Genomic DNA, 17,308 nt, shown 5'->3' with positions numbered 1-17,308 from the left:
TACTCATGTCTGTTTTAAGTATTACTTCGACATTATTATAAATTATATTAACGCATCTCTTCGATTTTCTGGTTTTGCTAAAAGTAAATGCACATCACCTAACGCACGCTCCATAAAGCCGCCTTCGCAATAGCTTAAGTAAAAGTCCCACATTTTAATGAACTCTTCTGAATAACCGAGTTTGCGCACTTCTTGGATATTGGCAAAAAAGTTATCACGCCAAATCTTCAATGTAGTCGCGTAGTGTGGGCCAATATCTTCTAAATCGAATAGTCGCAAATCGCTCACTTTAGTCACGCTATTGAGCATGGCCGTGTTTGATGGAATGCAAGAACCTGGAAATATATAACGTTGGATAAAATCCACTGATTCTTTTGCATTTTCATAACGCTGATCGGCAATGGTGATAGCTTGAATCAAAGCTAATCCGTCGGCTTTAAGCAGTGAACTCACTTTAGCAAAGTAGGTGTCATAAAACTGATGCCCGACCGCTTCAATCATTTCAATAGAAACAAGCTTATCAAAAGTGCCTGTTAAATGGCGATAATCTTCAAGTAATAGCGTGACTTTACTATCTAAACCTGCCGCTTTAACTCTGGCTTTTGCAAGTTCATATTGCTGTTTAGAAATGGTTGTAGTGGTCACGTGGCAGCCATAGTGTGTTGCTGCATAAATGGCAAAGCCACCCCAGCCAGTGCCGATTTCAACTACATGATCTGTCGATTTTAAATCCAGCTTATCGCAAATGGTTTTAAGTTTAAGTTCTGAAGCCGCTTGTAGATTCGGTGTGCTCTCGTTAAAAATAGCGCTGGAATACATCATGGTGGCATCTAAAAACAAGGCAAACATGTCATTACCTAAATCGTAATGGGCAGCAATGTTTTTGCGACTGCCTTCCGTGGTATTGCTATTTAACCAATGCAGTATTTGTAAAAAAGGTTTGGTTAGCCATTGATAACCACCTTCAAGCGTATCCATGACAGATTGATTGAGACACATCATGCGAATCACATCGGTAAGATTATCCGCTGTCCAATAACCCAGCATATAAGCTTCGCCAGCACCTATGCTGCCTCCAAAAGCGATTTCGCCATAAAAACGTGAGTCATGTACGTAAATGCTAGCGCTTAGCCCGTCAGGATTGCCAAACGTGTGCTGCTCAGCACCATCAACAAGGGTTAGGCTACCTTTTTGTAGCTGCTGCAAGCGTTTAAGTATTTTTGACTTTGCAAAATCAGCCACCCATTTGGAGCGACTTTTTTGCTTTAGGCTAGCAGTTAATGTTTCTTGTTGAAGTGTTTGATTGATCATTATTATTTGTTAACTTGTATTGGGTTTGAATAGAAGGGCACACGTTTAATCCAAAGCCAAAGCGCGTTCCAATAGATGGCCGCAACTACTTTAATGGTCATCAATGGATAGGTCATTAAAATCCAATTGAGGTTACTTTGCGTTATTTCTTGGCGTTCTAGGGCTAATGTGGCGTTGAACACTTGTTCGCCACCTTTAAAGTTTTTCATGTGAATAAGTAATTGATTGGCTTCATGCTTAAATGCCCAATCGTATTGAATGTCCATAGGCATAAAGGGTGATACATGAAACTGTTTATCAAACTTGAAGACGGATATTTCACCATTTTTAGTATTTTTTACTGTTTTATCTGCTTTAAAGTCATGTACATAAGCGTAATCTTCGCCCCAAGGGGTGTTGGTGATATGACTGACGATTGCTTGCAAGGTCGTGCCATTGGCTTCATAACAATAATAAAAACTCACTGGATTAAAACAATGACCAAAGTAGCGCATATTGGTGAGTAGTCGGATTGCACCACGTGGTGCAGAGCCAGTGGTTTGTAAAACTAGCTTACTAATCTCTTGTTTAAGTGGTATTTGGGGGTCGCCGTAGTAATCACAGCGCTTAAACCATGCCCAATTTTTAACTGCATAAGACCAGTTTTTAAAACCACTGAATAAGTTTGGCAATTCATCTAAATCTAAATACATCATAAATACTTTATAGCGAAAACCATGTGGCTTAGGCTGGAATCTATGATGTGTAACAAAACCTTGATAAATAGCGCTATTGGACATTTAAGTTTTACCAATATTGGCTTGTTCAAAATGCTTAATAGCCTCTAAAGCACTGACCACACCATCTTCATGAAAACCGTTGCGCCAGTATGCCCCTGCAAAGCCAGTTCTGTTCTTACCACTAATTTCAGCATGCCTAGCTTGTGCCGCTGCACCAGCCAATGTATAAACAGGGTGCATGTATTTCAGTCGTTTAATTACTTTGGCAGGGTTAATGAATTTGGTGTGATTTAAAGTCACAAGTAGCGGTTCTTTTGATTTTAGGCTCTGCAAAATATTCATGTTGTAAGTCACGGCCACTTGCTCAGCATGTGGATTAGTCACATGGTAGTTCCAAGCAGCCCATGCAAGCTTCCGCTTAGGCATCATAGAAACATCATGGTGCAAAAATATGGTATTTTGTTGATATGGAATCGCGCTTAATATTTCTATTTCATTCGGTTTTTTATCGCTAAGTAGTTTTAATGCTTGGTCGCTATGGCATGCGAAAAATACATAATCAAACTTTTCCTCTTCGCCATATAGCGGCTTAACACGCACAGATGCGGCTAATCGGCGCACACTTTCTACAGGTGTATTGAGACGAATTTTATTTTTAAAGCTTTCAGTCAATGCGCTTACGTAGCTTGCTGAACCATTCGTAATGGTGCGCCATTGCGGCCTGTTATTCACTGTGAGCATGCCGTGGTGATGGAAAAAGCGTACAAAAAAACGTGCTGGAAAATCTAGCATTTGACGCGCTTCTGTCGACCAAATTGCAGACCCCATAGGAATGATGTATTGGTCAATAAACTGCTGGCTGTAATTTCCTTGTTTTAAATAATCACCCAATTTAATTTCATTGCCATCAGCCAGTAACTCAAGTGAAGTTTTATTAAAGCGTAAAATATCTCGAATCATTTGGTGAAACGATGGCTTAAATAAATTGCGGCGTTGCGCAAATAAGCTGTTTAAATTAGTGCCGTTATATTCCAAACCCGTTTTTTCACATTGCACACTAAAACTCATTTCACTCGGTTGCCAAGCTACTTTTAACTCATCAAGCAGTGCAATGAAGTTAGGGTAAGTACGATCGTTAAATACGATAAAGCCAGTGTCCACATTGTATGGATTGCCCTCATGCGTGATGTGATGCGTGTGCGTGTGGCCACCAGTGTGGCTTTCTGCCTCAAATACAGTCACATCGTGTTGCTTGTTTAAGTGGTATGCAATGGTGTTGCCTGCAATACCGCTACCTATAATGGCTATTTTCAAAAGACTACTTTCCTAAGCTTTATTGTTAATTTTTCTTGATTCGCGAATAGTTTTTGGCACAGTTCTGATGTCCCATATCAAGCCACAGGCGGCGAGTAGCTTTAAACCGTAATAGGTCAAGTCGATTTCCCACCAGTAAAAGCCTTGTCGAGCTGAGCCTGGATAGTGATGATGATTGTTGTGCCAGCCTTCACCTAAAGTTAAAAGTGCAATCCATAAGTTATTACGGCTTTGATCACTAGTGGCATAGCGTCTTTTTCCCCACACGTGAGCAAGTGAGTTGACGGTAAATGTGGCGTGATATAACACCACGGTGGAGATTGCAAACCCCCAAACCAATAGCTGCATGCCATTGGTATTTAAGTTAGGGTAATAGCTCTCAAGCCACACGCCTAATAGATAAATACTTAGGCCAAAAAGTATCGGTATAACAATATCAAAACGGTCAAGTAAGCGTAACTCTACAAACTTAGCCAGCTCTTTTACGCGGTCAGTTTGTGTGGCGAAGTGTTTGTTGGAAAGAAACCAGCCCAAGTGACTCCATAAAAAACCATGTTGTACGGGGGAGTGTGCATCATCAATCTCGTCTGACTTAATATGGTGATGTCGATGATGTGAAGCCCACCACAAAGGACCACGTTGTACCGCGGTGGCACCAAATACAGCTAAAACAAACTGAAATACACGGGTCGTTCTAAACGCCTTATGTGAAAAGTAGCGATGATAAAAGCCAGTAATTGCAAACATTCTTATGGCATACAGTGCTATGGCAAAAACCAGTGCAAACCAACTAAACTCAACCCAAAATACGGCGAAGCAAGCTAGGTGAAGCAGCACAAATGGAATAACACGCCACAAATCAATTTGGCGCCAGTTGGCACGATAGTTCAGACCATCATCAGGGATGGTCACGGCTTCATTATCAAACCATTTAATAATCTTTTTAAGCATGGTGTTTAAGCGTTCCAATATTATGGATTTGTAGCTTTACTTGTGTTGTGAGGCACTTTACGTAATTTAATTAAATCGTAACCAAGGTTAGAGATGAAACTGGTTAATTTTACATATTCTGTATCAGTGATTGTGGGTGTTCTTGCCATAATCCAAACGTAATCACGTGCATTTCTTGCAATCACAGTTTGTGTGTAGTCATCGTTTAAATAGGCAATACGGTATTCAGCTTTAATCGGCCAAATAAACTGCATGCCCCACAAGGCATTACCAGTATTTTCAATCACGAAACCATGTGGCTGATAAGTTTTGAACTCGCCGTTTAAACTACCCTTATTAAAAGTAAAGGTAGTGGCTATAGTGCCATCTGCATTGAGTTTATAATTTTCAATGGCGTTGTAAGACTGGGTTTCTATCATGGTTGGAATAGCCGCGATCACATACCAGTCACCCATAAACCTTGGTAAATCTACTTGGGGCACTGTCGCAATGGACGGTAATTTAGTGGTTGCGCAGGCGGTTAAAATACTTGCAAGTATTGACATGATGAATACTCTTTTAATGTTTACTAGAATCATTTTAATTTAACTTTCAATTAGTTATTATATGAACTTAACGTAATTTATAATTAATAGTGTAGCCTTCTGGCGTAATGGATTTAAGTGCTAGCCATTCGTTATTAGATGAATACCATAGCTCAATTTTTAACTTGCTCTTACCTTTGAGGCTACCGTCTAATTTGTAGTGATTGGCTTCTACCTTTTTATTTTTTACCTCTATTGTTTCAGTGCCTAGGTGAGTGAATTTTGTATCTAACCACTCCCCATTTTGTGGGTTCAACAGTTTAGTTTGCTGAATTATTTTAGGGTTCCAATAAGCAAAAGTCATGCTACAAGCAGGAAGCTTTTGTTTCACTTTGCCATCGTCTACCGTAAAGTCTTGCCCTGATAGCTTTGCTTTAATATTGGTTTCAACTTTGTTTTCTACAGTATGTGACTCTAAACTACTTAAACAGTCGCCTTGCCATTGCTCCACAGCTTGATGATCATATTGATAAGCGTTAATAAATAACACTTTGACGTTGAATTTTGCCGTACTGGTTAGCTCGTTAGAATCGCTCAGTTTAAATTCATGCTGTCCAATTTTATTTTTGTCTAAGTACACATCAAAAGACCACTCTTTGGCACTGACACCAGATGAAAAGAGGCTTGTCAATAATATTCTACTAATACATATAGCTTTATTCATAAAGATGAAGACCTTCTGGGAAACCATGGAAAGAATGCATTCGTATTTTTAATGTAGCTTATATAAGCTGGACGGCGTTCTGAAATATCTTTTTCTAGCAGCGCAACGCCACTCACTTTAAGTAGTAAAAGCGTCATTAATATTGGCCCAGTAATCGTCCACCATGCGCCACCCGCAAAAGCGATGAGATAAAATCCCCACCAAACACAGCACTCACCAAAGTAATTTGGATGCCTGCTGTAGCGCCAAACCCCCGTATCAAGTACTTTGCCTTGATTGTTAGCATTGGCCTTGAATATACTTAATTGCCAATCTGCAATGGTTTCCCATACAAAACCAAAGGTAAATAAGATGCCACCCAAAACATCTAATCTTGTTAACAACGCTTTTGATTCAATGGCACCGAATAAAGGCATGGAAATAATCCAAGCAAGTACTGCCTGTAGGCCAAATATAATATAAATACTTTTAAACCTAAAGTGCGCTTCATTGTTTTGACGAATGGCTACATAGCGATGATCTTCATGCGGCCCCCAATTACGCCAAGTTAAATATACGCACAGTCTAATGGCCCATAAACTCACCAGAAATAGCACTAAAAACATGCGAGGCGTGAGTTCATTTAATAGTAACGCATAGCTGTAGGCAGATATCATTAAGAATAAACTCCACATGCTGTCTACATGCGTCACATTTTTCCTAACCAAGCTAATTAACCAGCCAACAAATGCCAGTAAACTGATGCTGAGTAGACCACTGAAGTATAGTTGCCAATGGTTCAATTCGATAAGCCTTTAAATGATTTCATAGGAGAATGAGCGAATCCATCATAGCGACTGGAAAGTAAGAGTAATAATGGCGTGATGATTGCCCAGCCAATCGACAAGGCTATATAACTAGTTGCGCCGTGAAGCACTACTGCACCCAACTTTTCCGCACTTAAGTAAGCTAGCGGGGCACCAATCGCGCCAAATATAATACCGATTACATATTTACCGCGCATCCAGCGCAAACTTACATTTAGCGTGCTGGTGAAACCTAGCCAAAGCGCGAGAATCCAGACTGGCACAATGGCATTACTCCAACCATTATTGAGATAGCTAATATAACCTAAAGAAAGCATAGATTGGTCATATGCGGCGCCAATGAGCAGAGCATACAACATCAAAATCACTTCATACTTTACATTTTTTGCTTGATATAGATGCCAACTCAACGCAAGTAAGGTGACTATGACACCTAGCCAAGGCATACCTTTTGCAGCGCCTATCACGCAAGCAAACCAGGCTAGTTGAAACAAAATGAAGTTAATCATTATCATGAGTGATTTTCCCTAAGCAGGGCGCTCAAATTGATAATGTGAAACCCACCATTCTTGACCGTTTTTATAACCAAATAACTCTGCACATGCCATATAGAATATGCGCCAGCGATTACGCCACTTAACGGCCTCATCAACGCCGTAGGTATCTTTTAAAATTGGTGTGATGGTGCTTTCATGTTTATCCATATTCTCCAGCCAAGCATTGGCAGTTTTTTCATAATGTGTGCCATCCCAGCGCCAGCGCTTGTTCAGCTTTAACTTCTGTTGAAAATGTAAAGGCAAATCATCGCTAGGCATCATGCCGCCAGAGAAGAAAAACTGACTCATCCAGTCGTCGTCACCTTGTACTTCAAACGCGTAGGGCGTTGAGCGATGCACAAATATGTGCATAAAAAACTTACCGCCTGGCACTAGCCAATCATGCACCTTACCATATAAAAGTTTGTGGTTACGCATGTGTTCAAACATCTCAACCGAGACTACGCGGTCAAATGCTTTGTTTATCGAAAATGCACTCGGCGAAAAATTATTCATATCACAAGTAATCACGGAAATATTTTTAAGTCCGCGCTGTGCGGCTGTAGTAGTAATATGCTCGCGCTGTGAGTTTGAATTAGAAACCGCTGTGATTTGGCTATTCGGGTAATGCGCAGCCATCCATAATGTCAGTGAGCCCCAGCCGCAGCCTAGCTCTAAAATATGTTGACCATCTTTTAAGTCTGCGTGCTCACAACTCATCTGCAATGCATTAGCTTCCGCTTCATCTAATGATGATGTTTGAGGTAACCAAAAACAGCTACTGTATTTGCGATGGTTTCCTAAACATAATTCAAAGAATTTTGTAGGCAGTTCGTAATGTTGTGCATTTGCCAATTCTGGCACTAAGGCAATAGGCGCTAGGTTCATAGCAGCTACGAAATCAGCTTCAATTTTCGAACCAGCTTCGCAATTATCCGCACGTATTTCTTTAAGCCGTGTTTCTGATAGCTGCCTAATGCCAGCCCTGATTGCGCTATCAGGAACTAAACCTTTTTCAGCCAACTTTATAGCTAAACTTGTTAATTGCATTATTACCCTTGTTATTTTTAAATTGAATATTATCTACCAATAAATAGACGTAACTGGCTAGACTAGGTTCCTTTGTTTAAAACAAATTCATCTCTTATACGTGGTGTTTACGCTGATGGATGCAATAATTTAGATGAATTTAAGGTACTTGGTGTTATTGGCATATAACTAGTCTTTTCTGCATCTAAATATATCGATGCAGCGTATATCTCCTGAGTGATCAATTCAATTCCTAAGGAAAGGATTGTTCGTCACGATCTTTTACTTTTGGAGAATATATGAACAAGCAAACTCGCTTCAAAAAGCGACTACTAGCAACAGTAGTTTCGACCATTACGCTGGGGGTGAGCTTTAGTTCATCCACTACTCAAGCGGAAACTTATAGCAACAAACTACTTTTAACTGGCGGTGTTTCTCAGGTTGAAGGTGCGGCAGGTGGCGGATTGACGCCGTGGGCTGTTATCGGCGGCTATGGTACAAACAACGAAATTGGCGGCAATGTACATTATACCTATGCTAAAACAAACGACTTTCAATTAGATACCTACGGTGTAACCCTAGGCTTTTATGATCGGTTTGAGCTTTCAGTTGCGCAGCAATCATTCGATGTGCGTGACTTAAGAGGCAAGGTGAAAGCAGGACTTGGGGCTGATGCGATTGGTCGTGATGAGGTTGAACAAACTATTATTGGTGCAAAAGTTCGTGTTTTAGGTGAGGCAGTATTAGATGCCAACAGCTGGATTCCTCAAGTAGCAGTGGGAATGCAATACAAAAAAAATCATGATGGTGATTTTGTAACTGGCGGCGTGATAGGCGCTAAAAAAGATCATGGTGTGGATTTCTACGTAGCAGCTACTAAATTGTTATTAGACAAAAATTTATTGTTAAACGGTACTGTACGCATGACTAAAGCTAACCAGTTTGGTCTTTTAGGCTTTGGTGGGGATAGGCATGATAGTTACAGCCCTGAACTTGAACTATCAGCTGCTTATTTGTTAGCTAAAAACCTTGCTGTTGGTGCTGAGTATCGCACGAAACCTCACAATTTAGACAACACCGTTGGTGGTGCTGTTGACCTCAAAGAAGATGATGCATTTGATGTTTTTGTAGCTTATGCGCCATCTAAAAACATTTCACTCACAGTGGCTTATGTCAATTTAGGCAATATCGCGACAGTTAACGCGGTGGGCGCAAATTACGGCAAACAAGACTCAGTGTACTTATCCGCTCAGATTGGCTTCTAAATTAACGATTGAACAAGGAATGATGATGAATTTTAAAGTAAAAATATTACTAGTTGCACTATTTACTAGTGCATCGCTCATGCAAGCAATACCCGCAATGAGTGCAGAAAAAGCGATGGCGCCTGTTGGCAGTCCAAATTTGGGTAATACGCCTATGGAAGGCACAGAAACCTTTAAAGCCTTTGGTGGTAAAGAAGGTTTAATTAAAATAATGGATGATTTTATGATTGGTTTAATTGCAGATCCGCGCACAAAACCATTTTTTGATAATCCTAAAAAAGACTTTATTAAGGCAATGTTAGTTGAACAAATGTGCGAGCTAATGAATGGGGGCTGTAAATATCCAGGTCGCGATATGACCACGGCACACGCAAATATGAAAGTAAATCGTGAGGCTTTTAATGCACTTGTGGAGCAGTTTCAATTTGCTATGGATAAGCATAACGTGCCATTTTCCGCGCAAAACAAGTTGTTAGCTAAGTTAGCACCTATGTACCGTGAAGTTGAGACGACTAATGGTGTGGCAGTTCCTCCAACCACTTTATCGGCTCAATAGTCAATATAAGCATTAGATTTGAAGTACGCTTACTGGTTATCTGTTGTTTGACCAGTAAGCGTACTTTTTAACTGTAAGGATTCAAAGTAATGAATGATATGTTGCGGTAGCCAATTGTTATTGCCAGGGAAGGGGAGGCTTATAAACCCAACATGTCCGCCTTCTTCAGTCACTTCTAATGTCACTGCATCTGATACGGATGATTGATCAGGTAAAGATTCAGCAGGAATAAAGGGGTCGTTTTTTGCGTTAAGCATCAGCGTTGGGATTTTAATGTAAGGTAACCATGGTTTTGCGGCATTTTTAGCCCAGTAATCGTCAGCATCTTTGAACCCATGTAGCTTGGCAGTGACATAAGTGTCAAATTCGCGAATAGTCCTTGCTGATTTAATCTTTTCTTCATCTAACAAACCTGGAAATTGGCGTGCTTTTTCAATGGCTTTGGGACGCATACTGTTAACAAACATAGGAGTATAAAGCAGGCGATTAAGCCCTTTATCTAATGCTTCTCCGCAGGCGGCCAAGTCTGTTGGGGCTGAAATAGCCGCTGCCGATTGAATGATTTCAGCTGCATGTTCACCTGATTCACCCAACCACTTCAGCAGTGCATTGCCACCTAATGAAACGCCAACTGCATAGACGGGTGCATTGCCCACAGTTTTTTTAACGCGAGATAATGCCATTTCTATATCAGCGCTATCTCCAGCAAAATATGCACGTGGTAAACGATTGTTTTCACCTGAGCAGCCACGGAAGTGAACTACCAAGCCATGCCAACCTTTGGCTTGCAAATTAGCCATTAACGCTAAAGCATAGTGGCTCTTTGAACTGCCTTCTAAGCCGTGGAATAGCACAACAGTTGGAGTGCTTTCACTATCGCTAGTTTTTACAACGTTACTCTCGTTATCTATCCAATCGACATCCATAAAGTCACCGTCATCTAATTCCCAGCGCTCACGACGATACTTAACTTGTTGTTTAGCCGTGAATACTGCTGGATAAATAGTTTGCAGGTGTCCGCTAGGCAACCAAAACGGTGCTGAATATGCCTCCTCAGCCACACTTGGCGTTGCCATAAACCCAAATATCATCATAAAAACTAAGTTATATTTGTTCAAGGTATTTATCAGAGGTGTTCTATATGTGACTTAAGAACTAAGCATTTCTGATAAATAGTAAGCAACCATGGTCAGAACGAATCTCGCGATGCGCGCTGCCTGCATGGGCGAGATGATAGTCACCAATGCCGCACAGAATGTCCTCGAGCCAAACCTCACCTTCGAGCACGATAGCCTCTTCATCAAAATGGTGATCATGTGCTGGCAAGCAGCTATTTGCGGCCATTTTAACTAAAGCTGAGCGACTGTCAGAATCTTGTCTTAGTATCTTAACTTGCACACCTTCTGCAATGGTTCGCCAGTCGCCTTGGTCGGCAAACATAAAGCGATGACTAGTTTCAGAAGTCTTAATTCTATTAAGTAAGGTTTCTTTCATTCTATGCGCTACTTCAGGCGCAGGAATGGTTGGTAGTAGGCTTGATGCCACTGCGCCAGCTACGGTTATATCTAGTCCTTCTAAAACATTTAAGTCTTTATCTTTAGCCATGATTAGGCCTCCTGATGCGATAGCGCGTCTTTTAGCGACGCCTGCGCACGTTTAATATGAGATTTAACAGAACCTAAGGGTAAGTTAGTCTGTTCAGAAATTTCTTGATGTGTATAACCTTTAAAAAAAGCGAGGGCAATTAATTGCCTTTGAATGGCGGTAAGCTTTGCCATAGCAACATGTAACGCAGAATCTCTTTCTAGGGTCAGCATTTTTTCAAGTGTAGGGCATGAAAATTCAGACTCAACAATTAATTCACTAGGTTCAGGGTGTGATTCAGCTTCGTCTAACTTACGTAATGCATCTAATGCACGTGATCGACAAATGAGCATTAGCCACGCCATGGGCACGCCTCTATTAATATCAAACCTCACTGCTTGATGCCAAACCTGCCAGTAAGTGTCGCACACAACATCTTCAGCTAGGTCATGGCGGCGAGTGATTTTAAGCGCTAGGCCATAAACTTTTGATAGGGTCATATCATAAAAATCTTCAAGAGATGATTCATCTCTTTTCGCCATTCTGCCAATGAGCGCGAGCAAATCCGATGGCGGCGAGAGGTCGTGCAGATGCGTAGGTGTAGCGTACATAAGTTCAACCATAGTATTTTTAATCAAATTAACTATCATATGAAGCATTACGCAACACAGTAGTTTTTAGATGCAACTTTTAATAAAATTGCATCTATTTTTTTAAGACTGTTTTTTAAGGCTGGTTTTAAGACTAGTTAAGTTGTTTCCATACTTTACGATAAGCAGCTAGCAATTGTTGATGCATTTTGCTAGCTTCCATATTGGCGCCTAAATTTTCTAAACCAAAGTATTGTTCTTCTTGATTCACTAAGCGCCGTGCTTGTGCCAAGGTTTCTTTGCCATACATAAGCGCTAAATTTTCTTCAAATAAAGCCGTGTCGCCATTCTCTAACTCTTCTTCAATCTGTACTAAGTTGGCAATGCAGCGGTAAACTTTGGCGCGTGCAGGCGGCAACTCATTAAATTGCGCAATCCAAGCGCAACCGTCTAAGATATTGTCGGTATCACCTGCGGCAAGCGCGGCTAAAGTTTTAAGTTCACCTGCGCGCAAATCCACCCATGTTGTACCAGCATCGGCGCACAGGCCAATGAGCGTGGTCACTGGTAATTCATCAGCTAAATCTAAATCAAGTAGCGTTTCTAGTAATGCTGCTGACTCTTCTTGCTGTAATTCTTGTAGTCGCAATGCGAAAGGGCGCACTAAATTACCTACCGTATTGTTTTCCCATTCCAATTCTTCAACAGGGTAGATTTCACTCATACCTGGTATGAAAATGCGGCAAGCATAGACGCCTAAATGCATAAAGTCGGCAATGTACATATCATGTCCGCTATTGTGAATGGTGTTAACGCACCAGTTGTAGTCTTCTTCTGTGGTTGTACCGAAGTTCCAAGCGACAAATTCGTAGTCTGGGGTACTACGTAAGAAATCCCAGCTAATTACACCACTAGAATCCACAAAATGGATTTCTAAGTTTTGCGAGTCAGCAATTTCTTCCATATCAAAACCTGGTGCAACAAAGCCTTTTAAGCTACCCAGCGCGCGGCCTTGTAATAGCTCGGTCAGTGCGCGTTCAAGCGCCACTTCAAAGCGTGGGTGTGCTCCAAAACTGGCGAAGCAACCTTGGTCTTCTGGGTGTAGCAAGGTGACGTTCATGACTGGGTATTGTCCACCCAATGAAGCGTCTTTTACTAAAATGCCATAACCAGCGTCACGTAACCCTTTAATGCCTGCAGCGATACGTGGGTAACGGTTAATCACGGCCTCTGGTACATCTGGCAAGCAAATGCCTTCACGAATGATTTTGTATTTAATATCGCGTTCAAAAATCTCTGCAAGTGCTTGTGTGCGAGCTTCCATTAAGGTGTTGCCAGCGCTCATACCGTTACTTACATATAGATTGCCGATTAGGTTGACTGGAAAGTATACGGTTTTGTCGTCACGCAGACGCTTGTATGGAATTGCGCAAATGCCACGCTCTTTATTGCCTGAGTTCAAATCAATCAATTGACTGGCGACTGCTGTGTTTTCTGGGTTGTAGAATTTTTGCAATTCAGGTGTAAGCAAGCCAGCTGGCCATTTATCACCCTTGAGATGAAACCATTGCTCATTTGGATAGTGAACAAAGTCTTTATTAGCGATGTTTTCGCCTAGGTAAAAATGTGTCCAAAAATAGTTGGTGCTTAAGCGCTCGAAATATTCGCCCAAGGCGCTGGCGCGCGCTGCTAATTGAGAAGCGCCTTTACCGTTAGTAAATAAGCGAGTGCAGTCGCGGTCAATCACATGCACAGACCAAATGCCTTCAATCTCATTCAACCATGACTTTTCTTCTACTTGTATGCCTAGCGCTTCTAGCTTGCCTTGTAGTGTGCGGATGGATGACTCTAGTGAGGCATCCTTGCTAGGGATAAAGGTTTCTGTGGTAGTGGAGTTGGCAGTCATTTTGCAGGCTCTTGGCTAAAAACCTACAGAATATCATGCGGAGCTAAAACAGCGAAAGTAAGCCGATAAAATGACTACTTTTTATCGATTCTATCTGGCGATAATGCACGCCTATATTCTTCGAGTTTAGCTTCGTAGTTTTCTGCGTCCCCAAAGTCTAAAAACCTAGAGTAACGGGCATGCGTGCTCAATACCTTTCTTGCATGTTTAATTGGGCAAAAGTATTGTTCAGTTCTAGCGATAATTTCGCTGATATAGGCCACCATGCCAGTGCCGTAAGCGCAGTACGTGCAATGAAATTTTTCGATGAAATTTAAATAACTTAAATGCTGGCGGTCGAAAATGATGTAATCGGCACGTTTTACTTTCTTAATGCCGTAAATTGGAAAGCAAGTAAATTGGTAAAAACTAACAAAAAGGTCGGTGACGAGCAGGGGAACAATCATCGAGTAAATAATAGGCCCTGTAATCAGGTTTTGTGGGCGGTCTGTAACCAACCAGCGAAAGAAATTTATTTTTAGTTTGCGGTGTGTTGCTTTAATGGATTGTTCAAACTCAACGCGCTTACCTTTTATTTGAAAAAACATCGTTGATTGTTGTTCACTTAAGGCTGTACGTAGCTCGTCCTCTAGTACATTCATCTGATTAAGTAACTGTTGGACGCGCTCATTCATATTTACTTCGTTCTAAATAATTTTAGTTAACTTAGTATACGGCATGAATATGGGAGCGAGTTTTTGATACTATAAGTTATGTAGTTAATTTTGCAACAGAGCCACTTACCTAAAGATATTGGGCGACTAAATGTAGGTTTTATGTTACATTTTATTACATATTTATGGGCTTCACTTTACAAAGATAAAGCCATTAATATTTAACAGAATATGAGCAATCAAACATACTACCATGGTAGATAAAATATTTAACCACGTTTATTGTTAGATATAATTAAGCTCAAAGACGAGTTTTTTCAACATCATTATTACTATAAAAACTTATAGGCATAGTTTGAGGAAAGTATTAATGCGCTATATAGTTTTGTTAACAACAATCCTGTTCTCTTCAGCAGGTCAGGCAGTTGGCGCAGAAAAAAGTACTAATAATCAAGTAGATTTAACTCGTATGGAGTTAGAGCAGCTTCTTGATGTGGAGTATGTTTCGGCAGCTAAAATTGCTAATCAAATTAGCGATGCAAATACTGCTATCTCAATTGTCACCGCCGATGATATTCGTGCTTACGGCTATCGTAGTATGGCTGAAATAGTTAACAGCATGCGCGGGCTTTATACGCCGTATGACGGCAGTATCTATTATCTTGGTGGACGTGGTTTTGGTCGCTCAGGCGATTATGTTGGTCGTATATTGTTGATGATTGATGGCTATGCCACAAATGATAATATTTATGATGAGGCCTATATTGGCAATGATGGCTTGCTGGATACGGAGCTTATTGATCGAGTAGAGTATGTGCCTGGCTCTGGTTCGGCCATCTACGGAAATAACGCTTTCTTTGGCATCATTAATATCATTACAAAAAAAGGACATGATTTTGACGGTACCCAGGTGTCAGGCGAGATCGCCAGTTTTGGTGGGAAAAAAGGCCGAGTTACCTACGGCAAACGGTTTGATAATGGTGCGGATATTTTGCTGTCTGCGTCTGCATTACACAGCGATGGACAAGACTTTTACTATCCTGAGTTCAATAACCCAACAAGTAATTACGGCGTAGCAGCTAGTCTTGACTTTGAACGTAGTCAACGCGTATTTGGCAAATTACAGTTTGAAGGCATAAGTGTTGAAGGCGGATACGTCTCCAGAAGACACGCTAATCCAACAGGGGCATATGGTACGGTATTTAATGCTTTAACATGGGATTGGGACACCAATGGATTTGTTAGCCTAAAATCAGATAACGATATTAGTTCTCACGTAAAAGCTTCTAGCCATGTGTATTACGGATATTATTTAGATCGAACTGCGTTAACTGACCCAACACTAGGTTTTATACATGAACATAACCGTGGTCAATGGGTTGGCGGTGATGTTAAGTTTGTTGGCAATTGGTTTGATCATCACAAATTAGTGTTTGGTGCGGAATATCGTAATGACTTTGAAATAAGCTTTGAAAATCACTTTGGCACTTCAGACTACAGCCGAGAAACACTAAGTCTTTATGCTCAAGATGAAATGATTGTCACTGACAATTTGAAGTTTAACCTTGGTGGTCGAATTGAGAACAGCACTGGGTTAGGCACAAATATTAGCCCTAGAGCGGCTCTAATCTATACGCCATTTAACCCTACCACAATTAAGTTTTCATATAGCTCTGCTTTCAGAAGGCCATCTGCATACGAACAGTTTTATCATGATGGCACACAGGCAATTAATCCAACGCTAGGTCCAGAGTTCGTTAAATCAACTGAACTCACAGTTCAGCAGCAGTTTTCTAGGAATATGCGGGCAATCGCATCTCTTTATCATTACCAAACAAGCGATATTATTACTAGTATGGCTTTACCTTCTGGACTGAGTCAAAATGTTAACTCGGGAGGTGGACATGCTAATGGCTTAGAGCTTGAAGTGCAGAGACTCTGGGATAATGGTGTGCGACTACACGGTAGTTATGCGAAGCAATTTTCAACAGATTCAGATGGATTGCGCATGGTGAACTCTCCAAAAGATCTTGCAAAAATCAATTTAACTTTCCCTATGTTGCAAAACTCTGTTCGAACTGGGGTTGAGGTGCAAACTACCAGCTCTCGCTACACAGAAAAAAGAATGTTGGCAGCAGGTTACACAGTAGCAAATTTAACGTTCAGTTCTGAACATCCAGTTAATGGCTTGAATGCCTCTTTTAGTATTAAAAATCTGTTCGATCGCCATTACGTTTCAGTGGCGCCAGTCGGTTTAGTGCAGGATACGCTCCAGATGGATGGCCGTAATTTTTGGCTACAAGTTGATTATTCCTTCAAATGAAAATAAAACCTTTAATTTATAAGTGTTTTATTGCAAGCTTGCTGGGTTTACCTTGGGGTCAAAGCTGTCAAGCCAATCCCGCTCCAGAATACAAATTAAAAGCAGCGTTCCTTTATAACTTTATTCTATTAACAGAATGGCCTAATACAGTGAATGAAGCCTTACGTGTTTGTGTTATTGGGAAAAGCGGCATAGATGATGCAATTAATGATATCGATGGCGCCGAGGCCAATAAGCGGCATATTAAAATAATGCATTTGTCGAGCTTTTCTAACGTAGATGGCTGTGATGTGCTTTACATAGGTGAAGCTGATTCAATAGATATTCCAAATATTCTTAACAAGCTCGGAGATTCACCTGTCCTGACGATTAGTGATAACTTAGATTTGGTTAAGTCAGGTGTCATGATCAATATGTTTCCCGAAAATCGGCGATTGGTTTTTAGCGTCAATATCGATTCTGCAAAGCATGCTCATTTAACTTTAAGTTCTAGGCTGGTGAGGCTAGCAAAGTAGAT

General features: G+C 40.9%; 18 protein-coding genes. 4 read left to right on the top strand and 14 right to left on the bottom strand.

The genetic code is table 11. The features are described from left to right. Positions 1-42: 42 nt before the first annotated feature. The 9 genes from PSU78_RS13615 to PSU78_RS13575 form a co-directional block, all read right to left on the bottom strand. Positions 43-1,311 carry a cyclopropane-fatty-acyl-phospholipid synthase family protein gene (locus PSU78_RS13615; RefSeq protein WP_300388908.1) on the bottom strand — a complete coding sequence of 423 codons (1,269 nt, stop codon included), beginning with the start codon at positions 1,309-1,311 and terminating at the stop codon, positions 43-45. A gap of 2 nt (positions 1,312-1,313) precedes the next feature. Continuing rightward, positions 1,314-2,090 carry a DUF1365 domain-containing protein gene (locus tag PSU78_RS13610; RefSeq protein WP_300388906.1) on the bottom strand — a complete coding sequence of 259 codons (777 nt, stop codon included), beginning with the start codon at positions 2,088-2,090 and terminating at the stop codon, positions 1,314-1,316. After that, positions 2,091-3,344 (bottom strand): NAD(P)/FAD-dependent oxidoreductase, encoded by a 1,254-nt coding sequence (locus PSU78_RS13605; protein ID WP_300388904.1) that lies wholly within the window; start codon positions 3,342-3,344, stop codon positions 2,091-2,093. A gap of 12 nt (positions 3,345-3,356) precedes the next feature. Then, positions 3,357-4,295: an acyl-CoA desaturase gene (locus tag PSU78_RS13600; RefSeq protein WP_300388902.1), complete on the bottom strand. Its 939-nt coding sequence runs from the start codon at positions 4,293-4,295 to the stop codon at positions 3,357-3,359. Positions 4,296-4,315: 20 nt separating this feature from the next. Next, positions 4,316-4,840 carry a lipocalin family protein gene (locus PSU78_RS13595; RefSeq protein WP_300388900.1) on the bottom strand — a complete coding sequence of 175 codons (525 nt, stop codon included), beginning with the start codon at positions 4,838-4,840 and terminating at the stop codon, positions 4,316-4,318. A 67-nt stretch (positions 4,841-4,907) separates the two neighbouring features. Continuing rightward, positions 4,908-5,510, bottom strand: coding sequence for a DUF6134 family protein (locus PSU78_RS13590; protein WP_367186367.1), 603 nt, complete (start codon positions 5,508-5,510; stop codon positions 4,908-4,910). A 29-nt stretch (positions 5,511-5,539) separates the two neighbouring features. After that, complete coding sequence (locus PSU78_RS13585; protein WP_300388897.1) at positions 5,540-6,325, bottom strand: DUF1295 domain-containing protein; 786 nt, start codon at positions 6,323-6,325, stop codon at positions 5,540-5,542. Continuing rightward, positions 6,322-6,864: a DUF2878 domain-containing protein gene (locus PSU78_RS13580; RefSeq protein WP_300388895.1), complete on the bottom strand. Its 543-nt coding sequence runs from the start codon at positions 6,862-6,864 to the stop codon at positions 6,322-6,324. The genes PSU78_RS13585 and PSU78_RS13580 overlap by 4 nt, the downstream gene beginning before the upstream one ends. A gap of 12 nt (positions 6,865-6,876) precedes the next feature. Continuing rightward, a complete protein-coding gene (locus PSU78_RS13575; RefSeq protein WP_300388893.1) occupies positions 6,877-7,935 on the bottom strand; it encodes a cyclopropane-fatty-acyl-phospholipid synthase family protein in 1,059 nt (352 codons plus the stop codon). 278 nt (positions 7,936-8,213) lie between these two features. Between PSU78_RS13575 and PSU78_RS13570 the strand changes: the two genes are divergently transcribed. Both PSU78_RS13570 and PSU78_RS13565 read left to right on the top strand, forming a co-directional pair. Beyond that, the gene (locus PSU78_RS13570; protein ID WP_300388891.1) at positions 8,214-9,179 is read left to right on the top strand and encodes a DUF3034 family protein; all 966 of its coding nucleotides are present in this window, start codon (positions 8,214-8,216) and stop codon (positions 9,177-9,179) included. Further along, positions 9,169-9,735, top strand: a complete 567-nt coding sequence (locus tag PSU78_RS13565) for a group 1 truncated hemoglobin (protein ID WP_300388889.1) — start codon at positions 9,169-9,171, stop codon at positions 9,733-9,735. The genes PSU78_RS13570 and PSU78_RS13565 overlap by 11 nt, the downstream gene beginning before the upstream one ends. Positions 9,736-9,764: 29 nt before the next feature. Here PSU78_RS13565 and PSU78_RS13560 read toward each other — a convergent pair whose 3' ends face one another. From PSU78_RS13560 to PSU78_RS13540, 5 genes are all read right to left on the bottom strand, one after another. Next, positions 9,765-10,829: a hydrolase gene (locus PSU78_RS13560; RefSeq protein WP_300388887.1), complete on the bottom strand. Its 1,065-nt coding sequence runs from the start codon at positions 10,827-10,829 to the stop codon at positions 9,765-9,767. A 61-nt stretch (positions 10,830-10,890) separates the two neighbouring features. Further along, positions 10,891-11,340: a cupin domain-containing protein gene (locus tag PSU78_RS13555; protein ID WP_300388885.1), complete on the bottom strand. Its 450-nt coding sequence runs from the start codon at positions 11,338-11,340 to the stop codon at positions 10,891-10,893. A 2-nt stretch (positions 11,341-11,342) separates the two neighbouring features. Next, entirely contained in the window at positions 11,343-11,930 is a 588-nt protein-coding gene (locus tag PSU78_RS13550) for a sigma-70 family RNA polymerase sigma factor (RefSeq protein WP_300388883.1), read from the bottom strand. Positions 11,931-12,063: 133 nt separating this feature from the next. Continuing rightward, on the bottom strand, positions 12,064-13,815 hold the full coding sequence (gene ycaO / locus PSU78_RS13545; RefSeq protein ID WP_300388881.1) for a 30S ribosomal protein S12 methylthiotransferase accessory factor YcaO: 1,752 nt from the start codon (positions 13,813-13,815) through the stop codon (positions 12,064-12,066). Positions 13,816-13,889: 74 nt separating this feature from the next. Next, the gene (locus tag PSU78_RS13540) at positions 13,890-14,489 is read right to left on the bottom strand and encodes a hypothetical protein (protein WP_300388879.1); all 600 of its coding nucleotides are present in this window, start codon (positions 14,487-14,489) and stop codon (positions 13,890-13,892) included. A 349-nt stretch (positions 14,490-14,838) separates the two neighbouring features. Here PSU78_RS13540 and PSU78_RS13535 point away from each other — a divergent pair, with 349 nt between their 5' ends. Both PSU78_RS13535 and PSU78_RS13530 read left to right on the top strand, forming a co-directional pair. Further along, complete coding sequence (locus PSU78_RS13535) at positions 14,839-16,791, top strand: TonB-dependent siderophore receptor (RefSeq protein ID WP_300388878.1); 1,953 nt, start codon at positions 14,839-14,841, stop codon at positions 16,789-16,791. Next, positions 16,788-17,306 (top strand): YfiR family protein, encoded by a 519-nt coding sequence (locus PSU78_RS13530; protein ID WP_300388877.1) that lies wholly within the window; start codon positions 16,788-16,790, stop codon positions 17,304-17,306. The genes PSU78_RS13535 and PSU78_RS13530 overlap by 4 nt, the downstream gene beginning before the upstream one ends. Positions 17,307-17,308 lie beyond the last annotated feature (2 nt).

It is taken from the genome of Methylotenera sp. (assembly GCF_029945705.1).
Lineage (GTDB): Bacteria > Pseudomonadota > Gammaproteobacteria > Burkholderiales > Methylophilaceae > Methylotenera.
This window is presented reverse-complemented; position numbering and strand designations above follow the sequence as displayed.

Bases quoted from the DNA above. Each gene is read 5' to 3' on its own strand.
- PSU78_RS13615 (WP_300388908.1), bottom strand. From the start codon at position 1,311: ATGATCAATCAAACACTTCAACAAGAAACATTAACTGCTAGCCTAAAG.
- PSU78_RS13610 (WP_300388906.1), bottom strand. From the start codon at position 2,090: ATGTCCAATAGCGCTATTTATCAAGGTTTTGTTACACATCATAGATTC.
- PSU78_RS13600 (WP_300388902.1), bottom strand. From the start codon at position 4,295: ATGCTTAAAAAGATTATTAAATGGTTTGATAATGAAGCCGTGACCATC.
- PSU78_RS13595 (WP_300388900.1), bottom strand. From the start codon at position 4,840: ATGTCAATACTTGCAAGTATTTTAACCGCCTGCGCAACCACTAAATTA.
- PSU78_RS13580 (WP_300388895.1), bottom strand. From the start codon at position 6,864: ATGATAATGATTAACTTCATTTTGTTTCAACTAGCCTGGTTTGCTTGC.
- PSU78_RS13575 (WP_300388893.1), bottom strand. From the start codon at position 7,935: ATGCAATTAACAAGTTTAGCTATAAAGTTGGCTGAAAAAGGTTTAGTT.
- PSU78_RS13570 (WP_300388891.1), top strand. From the start codon at position 8,214: ATGAACAAGCAAACTCGCTTCAAAAAGCGACTACTAGCAACAGTAGTT.
- PSU78_RS13560 (WP_300388887.1), bottom strand. From the start codon at position 10,829: ATGATGATATTTGGGTTTATGGCAACGCCAAGTGTGGCTGAGGAGGCA.
- PSU78_RS13555 (WP_300388885.1), bottom strand. From the start codon at position 11,340: ATGGCTAAAGATAAAGACTTAAATGTTTTAGAAGGACTAGATATAACC.
- PSU78_RS13550 (WP_300388883.1), bottom strand. From the start codon at position 11,930: ATGTACGCTACACCTACGCATCTGCACGACCTCTCGCCGCCATCGGAT.
- ycaO (WP_300388881.1), bottom strand. From the start codon at position 13,815: ATGACTGCCAACTCCACTACCACAGAAACCTTTATCCCTAGCAAGGAT.
- PSU78_RS13540 (WP_300388879.1), bottom strand. From the start codon at position 14,489: ATGAATGAGCGCGTCCAACAGTTACTTAATCAGATGAATGTACTAGAG.
- PSU78_RS13535 (WP_300388878.1), top strand. From the start codon at position 14,839: ATGCGCTATATAGTTTTGTTAACAACAATCCTGTTCTCTTCAGCAGGT.
- PSU78_RS13530 (WP_300388877.1), top strand. From the start codon at position 16,788: ATGAAAATAAAACCTTTAATTTATAAGTGTTTTATTGCAAGCTTGCTG.